The sequence below is a fragment of the Actinomadura sp. 3N508 genome, from assembly GCF_044326375.1.
In the GTDB taxonomy this organism is placed as follows: Bacteria; Actinomycetota; Actinomycetes; order Streptosporangiales; family Streptosporangiaceae; genus Spirillospora.
This window is the reverse complement of record NZ_JBIRAX010000020.1, coordinates 50,564-58,097: the sequence shown is the minus strand read 5'-3', so window position 1 is coordinate 58,097 and position 7,534 is coordinate 50,564. Positions and strand designations below refer to the sequence as shown.

Annotated in this window: 5 protein-coding genes; all 5 read right to left on the bottom strand. The window is 73.8% G+C overall.

The window, feature by feature from the left end; genetic code table 11:
• Positions 1–187: 187 nt before the first annotated feature.
• Positions 188–1,027 carry a glutamate ABC transporter substrate-binding protein gene (locus tag ACH34S_RS40815; RefSeq protein ID WP_395958302.1) on the bottom strand — a complete coding sequence of 280 codons (840 nt, stop codon included), beginning with the start codon at positions 1,025–1,027 and terminating at the stop codon, positions 188–190.
• 73 nt (positions 1,028–1,100) lie between these two features.
• On the bottom strand, positions 1,101–2,552 hold the full coding sequence (locus ACH34S_RS40810) for a hypothetical protein (protein ID WP_395958301.1): 1,452 nt from the start codon (positions 2,550–2,552) through the stop codon (positions 1,101–1,103).
• A 2-nt stretch (positions 2,553–2,554) separates the two neighbouring features.
• Positions 2,555–3,961 carry a VWA domain-containing protein gene (locus ACH34S_RS40805; RefSeq protein ID WP_395958300.1) on the bottom strand — a complete coding sequence of 469 codons (1,407 nt, stop codon included), beginning with the start codon at positions 3,959–3,961 and terminating at the stop codon, positions 2,555–2,557.
• Positions 3,962–4,050: 89 nt separating this feature from the next.
• Positions 4,051–6,270: a tetratricopeptide repeat protein gene (locus ACH34S_RS40800; RefSeq protein ID WP_395958299.1), complete on the bottom strand. Its 2,220-nt coding sequence runs from the start codon at positions 6,268–6,270 to the stop codon at positions 4,051–4,053.
• A 90-nt stretch (positions 6,271–6,360) separates the two neighbouring features.
• Positions 6,361–7,446, bottom strand: a complete 1,086-nt coding sequence (locus ACH34S_RS40795; RefSeq protein WP_395958298.1) for a hypothetical protein — start codon at positions 7,444–7,446, stop codon at positions 6,361–6,363.
• Between the last annotated feature and the right edge of the window lie 88 nt (positions 7,447–7,534).

Here is a 7,534-nt window from a genome sequence, read left to right as displayed (position 1 = left end):
CCCCCCCCCCCCCCCCCCCCCCCCCCCCCCCCCCCCCCCCCCCCCCCCCCCCCCCCCCCCCCCCCCCCCCCCCCCCCCCCCCCCCCCCCCCCCCCCCCCCCCCCCCCCCCCCCCCCCCCCCCCCGCCGCTGTGCTGTCTGGCCCACTACGTCTGGGCCACCACGTCCGGGCCTGGCTCAGGTGCAGGTCAGGTGCAGCCCTCGAACTCGGGGACGCTGGTGCCGACGGCGAAGTCCACCGAGCCGAACCACTCGGTGAGCAGCGTCTTCGCGGTCCCGTTCTGGTACATCTCGGTCAGGTAGCGGTTGACGGCCTGGCAGCCCGCCATGTCCCCCTTCCTGAGGCCGACGCCGTACTTCTCGTTGGTGAACGGCGCCTTGACCATCGTGGTGCCCGAGCCGTTCGACGCCGCGAACCCGGCGAGGATGAGGTCGTCGGTGGACACCGCGTCCATGCGGTCCTCCTTGAGGGCGGTGACGCACTCGCTGTAGTTGCTCGCGCGGACCAGCTCCGCGGCCACCTTGCGCTCCTCCGTCACCCGCCGCCACGAGTTCGACCCGGCCGCCTGGCAGAGCCGCTTGCCCCGCAGGTCGCTCACGTTCTCGATCGACCGGTCCCCGGCGCGGACGAGGATGTCCTGGTGCGCGACGTAGTACGGGCCGCCGAAGGTGACCTTCTCCTTGCGTTCCGGGGTGATCGAGTAGGTGGCGAACACCATGTCGACGGTGCCGTCGCGCAGCGCCTGCTCCCGCTCGTTCGAGGTCAGCCCGATGAACGTGAGGTCACCGCGCGCGACGCCGAGCCGGCCCGCCACATAGGTGGCGACGTCGACGTCGAAGCCCTCGAACGAGCCGTCCCACATCCGCAGCCCCAGCCGCGGCTGGTCGGACTTGACCCCGATCCGCAGGGACTTCTTGCCGAGGATCGACGCGGAGCCCTCGCCGCCGCCGGCGCGGTACACGGCCAGCGCTACGCCGACGAGCAGGACGGCCACGATCACGATCACCGCGTTCCGGAACGCGCGCACGGTCCGCTCCCCTCACTCGTGCTGCTCTGCTCATTCGTGCTGCTCTGCTCATTCGTGCTGCGCTGCGTGCCCATCAGCGGTACTCCGCCAGCCGCGGCCACACGCCGCCCACCACCAGCGCGGCGATGAACAGGGCCGACGCGGGCAGCGCCCACGGCCAGGGCTCCAGCGCACCCTCCCCGTCCCGCACCATGCGGTCGACGACGAGCTGATGGCGGACGACCCGCGCGTCGAGCGCGGAGTCGTGCTGCCGGAAACCGGGGTGCGACAGGAAATGCCAGCGCGGGTCGACGTGCGCCCTGGCGGCGTCCTCAAGCTTCCCGGCGCGGGCGAGCTCCCGGACGCGGCGATCGTTCTGCTGGTAGTCGCGGTAGCGGTCCAGCAGCGTGCCGACGGGCGTCTGCTGCCCACGCGCCATGGCCTCGGTCGCCTCGGTCCCGTAGAAGCCGCCGAAGTCCACCTTGTGCGAGTCCTCGCCGTAGCGCCCGACCCGCGTGTCGAGCATCGCGTAGTACGACTCCAGGTCGTTGGCCTGGCGGATGTACAGCATCGTCTGCGACTTCTCGAAATAGGTCTGGTCGTAGCGGTCGGCGTCGGCCGGGTCGAGGAGGGCGCGGACGCGGTCGGCGTTCAGGCTCTTGCCGGTCGCCCGCGTCCGCGACAGCCGCAGGACGGGGTCGAAGCCGTCCTCCTTCGCCGTCTGCACGCGGTCGGCCTCGGTCGCCAGCAGAGACGCGGCCAGCACCGTCAGGGCCGTCGTGCTGATCGCGGCGGCGACCAGGAACAGGCTGATCACCCGCTTGAAGCGCCTGGCGAGATAGGCCTGCAGCCCGGCGAGCGCCACGAGCACCGTCAGGCCGAGCACCAGCACCCAGATCCGGCCGGACCGCATCCGGGACAGCGGGTCGCCGTAGGACGCCTCCACGTCCGCCGCCCCCGCCAGCGTGAGGTTGTTGGCCTTCGGCAGCAGGTCCTCGGTCATGATCCTGGTAGCGGCCCGGTACTCGACGGCCGCGTCCTCCGGGAGGCGTCCGAACGCGTGGTCGGTGCGGCGGCCCCGCTCCATCGCGGCCTGCACGCGCTGGTCGTAGAGGTGCAGGCCGTCCAGCACGGACTGGACGGTCCGCAGCCGCATCTGGTCGTCCTCGGCGTCCTCGGCGAGGCGCGCGGCCTGCAGCGCCGCCCGCTGGGCGTCCTCGCGGCGGATGTCGTAGAAGTAGCGCGGCAGGCTCCGCGAGCAGGACGGCCCACCGTCCATCTCGACGTCGCAGAGCCATTCCTCCTCGGCGCCCGTCAGCAGGACGTTGGTGACCTGGGCGTCCATGTCGCTGAGCGCGAGGTAGACGTCGTTGGTGGCGACGACCATCGGGCCCTCGTCGTAGCCGATGGCGCGCAGGGCCGCGCGGGCGTCCCACAGCGCGACGCCGGTGACGGTGAACAGCACGACCACCGCCAGCAGGACAGCGGCCGTCAGCGCCTGCACGCGACGCGGGACGCTGTGCAGCCGGAACAGTCTCCCGGACACGCTCACCCCTCGCCCTCATCGTCGTCGGCCTTCGGCTTGACCTCGGGCTCGGGTTCGGCGTCGTCCTCGGGCTCGCCGGGCGGACGGAGCGCCGATTCGCTCGATTCGGTGTCGAGGGCGATGAGGTCGGCGGCGTCGACGTGCTGCCGTGGCCTGACCTCGCCGGTCTCCCGGGCGACGACCCGGTCGAGCCGCTGCGACGTGCCGCTGCTGCCGGTCCTCTCCGCGAGCTCGTGCGCCCGCCGGAGCCTGCTGCTCGCGGTCTGGTCGTCGCCCTGCCGGTACGCGGTCAGCCCCTCGCTGAGGGAGTCGGCGAGCTCCTCCTGCCTGGAGTAGTGCTCGACGGACGAGTGCCGCCCCGTCGAGCGTGCCTTGTCGTCCGTCCATTCGGCCAGGACCATGGCCTCGGCGAGGGTCACCTCCGGCTCGCCGTCGGGGCCCGGCACCACCACCGACACCCGCGCCGCCTGCATCCGCTGGTACGGCTTCCCGACGGGCACCGTGACGCACAGGTGGTAGTCGCGCTTCTCCGTCCCCCAGATGCCGGTCGGGTAGTCGCCCGTCGCCGGGCCCTCCCCGTGCGGGTCCACCTCGATCCGCTTGCCGGTCAGGTCGCGCCGCGCCGGATACACCTGCTTGAGGAACTGCAGCGTGACCTTGTCGGGCGTCCAGACCCGGAGCGCGACGTCCGCGACGGCCTTGCCCATGGCCCGCCCGATCATCTCGGTGAAGTCGGCCGTGAGGTGCCGCGGGTCGGCCACCACCGCGAACCGGCCGAGCAGGCGGGTGGCGACCTCGCGCAGCTCGGCCGGGTCCCAGTCGGCGCCGACGCCGCGGCAGTCGCAGACGAAGCGGCCCGCGCAGCCGGTCAGCGCCGCGTCCAGCTCCTCCGCGGTCTCGTGCTCGTTGCGGCCGTCGGTCAGCAGGACGGCGTGCCGGATGCCGTGCCGGGAGTCGTCGAACAGCTCGGCGGCCAGGCTCAGCCAGCGGCCGATCCGGGTGCCGCCCGCGGCGGTCAGCTTGGAGATGGCGACCTTGGCGGCCTCCTTGCCGCGGTCGGTCGCGGGGGCGAGCAGCACGTCGCGCGGGTAGACCATGGCGGCGTCGCGGGACCCGGCGACGACGGCGAAGTCGACGTCCTCGCGCAGCGCGTCCACCGCCGCCTTCGCGGCCTGCTGCGCCTCGACGAGCCGCTCGCCCGCCATGGACGCGGAGGTGTCGATGATGATGACCTCCGCCGCCGTGGACGGCCGCGCCGCGGACGCGGAGGCGGACACCGCGGACACAGCGGGCAGGGGCGGGCGGCCGGTGCGGGCCGTGACCCGGACGATGGCGTGCACCTGCGTGGCGTCCACCGGGAGGTAAGGGTTCTGGTGGATCTCGACCGCGAAGTCGGGGCGGTCAGTCATCGATCACCTTCCTGGGGCCGGGGCGGGGTCCGGGTCGGTTGGCCGGGTCAGACCGGCCGGGCCGGTCTGGTCGGGGTCTGAAAGGGGGGTCAGGGGCCGAAGAACGTCCTCGGGCGCACCTCGTTGGCCTTGTCGACCAGCGCGTGCCGGGTGTCTCTGTCGTCGGCGACGTGGGCGAGCGCCCGGTAGGTCCGTTCGAGCTCCTTCCGCAGCCCCTCGCGGGTCAGCCGCGCGTTGATCAGCGTCGTGTCGGGATGCTCGGCGCCGGTGGCATCGGCCCACGCCAGCGCGGCCTCCAGCAGTTCGGCGACGAGCTGGCGGCGGCGCTCGCCGTCGACCCGCGCGTGGTCGAGCCGGGCCGCCGCCTTCTGCAGCACCTCCCTGGACAGCTCGCCGGACGGGCGGTCGCGCAGCGTCGCGGCCATCGCGGCGAGCTGGGCGGCGCCGTAGTGCCTGGACAGCGACGGGACCTCGTCCAGGGCGTCCACCGCGCCGGCGCGGTCCCCCATCGCCAGCCGGACGCGGGCCAGCCCGAACGCGGCGCTGAGGTAGCCGCGGTCGGTCCGCCAGACGCTCTCGTAGCGGCGGGCGGCCGCCGCCAGGTCGCCGGACCCTTCGCAGCAGAACCCCAGCGCCAGCTTGGGCGCGGCCTCGCCGGGCATCCGGTCGTACAGGCCGTCGAACAGGCCCTGCGCCTCGGCGAACCGTTCCGCCATCAGCGCGGTGACGCCCCGGTACCAGAGGACGCGCCAGTCGACGTCCTCGTCGGCCGTGGGCTGGTTCTCATCGGACGGCGGCCGCCCCTCGGGCGGCAGGTGCTCGGCGAGCGCCTCCGCCGCCTCGGCCTGGTGGCCGAGGTCCAGGTGGGCCTGGACCAGGGCGAGCTTCTCCTCCAGGGAGGGCGCCTGGCGGGCGGCGCGGGCGGTCAGCGTCTCGACGATCTCGACGGGGCCGCGCTCGGTCAGCTCCGCGAGCCCGGCGACCTCGTCCGGCTCGTCCATCACCGGCACCGGTAGGGCCGCCGCGGCGGCGTCCGCGGCGAGGACGCCGAGCACCGGCCCCTCCCGGTCGGCGCCGGCCCGGTCGGGCGGGGCGATCTCGGTGCCGACGGCGATCCGCTCCCGCCCGAACAGCGTGGACGGCACCGGCCACGGGTCGGCGTTCCGCGGCGCGGACATGACCTCCCGCAGGACGCCGAACAGCTGCTCCGCCATCTCCGCCGCGCCGCCGAACCGGCGCGCCGGGTCCGGGTGGGTGGCGCGGCGCAGCAGCCGGTCGTAGGAGTCGAACCGCTGCAGCAGCGGGACGTCGTCGCGGTCGGGCAGGCTCGACTCGAACTCGCCGGTGTAGTCGAAGTCGAAGCTGAGCACCGCCATCGTCCGGCCGACGGTGTAGACGTCGGAGCTGATCGACGGGCTCCGCGCGGGCAGCTCGGGCGCCCCGAAGCCGTGGGTGCCGTAGAGCGGCGCGCCCGGCGGGCTGCCGTCGATGCGCCAGGTCGCGCCGAGGTCGATGAGCGTGATCCGCTGCTCGCACTGCATGACGTTGGCGGGCTTGAGATCGCAGTAGAGGATGCGGCGGGTGTGCAGGTAGTCGAGCGCCCACAGCATCTCGATGCCGTAGGCGATGACGTGGTCGACGGGGAGCACGGCGTGCGGGCCTTCGTCCCGGCGCCGGGCGTCGAGTAACTCCTGGAGCGAGCGGCCGCCGACGTACTCCATCACGATGTAGCGCTGGACGCCCGCCCTGCCGGTGCCCCCTGCCGCCCCCATCGGATGCCGGACGAAGTTGTGGATCTTCACGATGTTGGGGTGGCTCACCGCGGCGAGCGCGGCCCGTTCCGACTCCGGCACGTCGGAGGCGTCCCCGCCCGTGTCCAGCAGGCCCTTCAGGACCACCCAGTGGCCGACGTTGTTGTCGTGCGCGAGATAGAGCCGGCCCTGGCCGCCGTGCGTCAGGCACCCCTGCACCTCGTACTGGCCGCCGACCACCTCGCCGGGACGCAGCTGCGGGGCGGGCTCGTCGCCGGGGACGTCCGCCAGGACGGCCGACTCGGGATCGCGGTACGGGACGGGCGGCACGCCGGCCATGTCCAGCAGCCCGTAGGGGGTGATGCGCCTGGACGGCGTCTGCCCCGCCGGCCCCTGCCACGGCTCGGTCGGCCCGGACCACGGCTCGGTCGGCGGCCGCTCCGGCCGCCCGGCCCCTCCCGGCGGCGGCCCGGACGGCGGCGCCATCCCGCAGAACCCGCAGAACCCGGACCGGACGACGCCCCTGCGGCAATAGGTGCACAGGCTCATCGAACTCATCGGGCCCTGCTTTTCTGAGGGGCGGCCCCCAGACCCCCGGGGGGTCGGCCCGAAGATCCTCGCTTCGCTCCGGTCATCGGCCCTCCCTTCCTAGCCTTCCTGGATCTCCCGCAGGTAGCGCTGCACCGCCGACTCGGCGGCCGCCAGATCGCACGGGGCCGTCCAGAGCAGTTCCTGGGCCGACCGGTACAGGTCGTCGAGGCGGGGGTCTTCGGCGCGTCCGAGGTTGCGGGCCATCACCTGCAGCGACTCCAGCTGGCCGCGCAGCTCCCTGCGCACGGCGAGCGGCCCCTTGACGGCGTCGCGCGTCGTTTCCGCCTGCTCCAGCGCCGCGGCGGCGTCCCGTTCGAGTTCCGCCGCGGTGGCGAGGAGCCGCGCCCAGCGGTGCCCCGGGCGGGGCTCGTCCAGCGCGGCGAGGCGGCCGGGCAGCCCGTCCGCCGGGTCGGAGACGTCCGGGACGGGCGCGGCGACCTTCTCGACCGTCTGCTCCCGGACCTCCCGGGCCTCCTGGACCGTCGCCTTGGCGGCGGCGAGGGCGTCCCGGATCCGGGCCAGCGCGGCGCAGAACTCGCGGCCCGCGTGCAGCTGCTCGGCGAACCCGCAGAGCCACGCCTCGGCGTGCGGTTCCTTGCCCGTCGTCCGCACCATGCGGTCGGCGGAGGAGTCGAAGACGCGGCGCGTGCGGATGACGTCGTGGTGGAACCGCGCCGAGGCGATGAACGCCAGGTCGCCGGACGCCTCCTCCAGCTCCTTCTTCACCTCGGGGGCGTCGAGCAGCCGGAACGCCTCGTTGAGCGCCGTCCCGACGACGCCCTTGGGATCGTGGTGGACGTACCCGGCGTGCAGCGCGACGCGGACCCGGATGCGGGTGTCGGCGGCCACGGTGCGGTTGTGGCGGCCGAGCTCGGCGGCCAGGTGGAAGGGCAGCGGGTCGACCAGCCGCGACTGCGGGCCCTCGGTCGGGACGAGGTAGAACGCGCCGTCCCCGCGGTCTTCGTGGTAGCGGTCGTCCGAGCTGATCCCGGCCCAGGTGAAGGCCCGTTCAAGCGATTCGTAGAGACCCCTGCGCATGTCCGCCCGCTGGAGGTCGTTGAGGCCGGGGCGGGTGAACCTTTCGATGTCGACGCAGATGATCGCTCTGTGGACTCTCCGGTGCGAGTGTGAGGGAGAGCTCATGGAAGGAGACTCCATGGCGCGGCATGAGGGCGACGGGCGCTACCGCCCCCCGCGGCGCGCCCCTGGCGAAGTCACCGTTCATGCTATA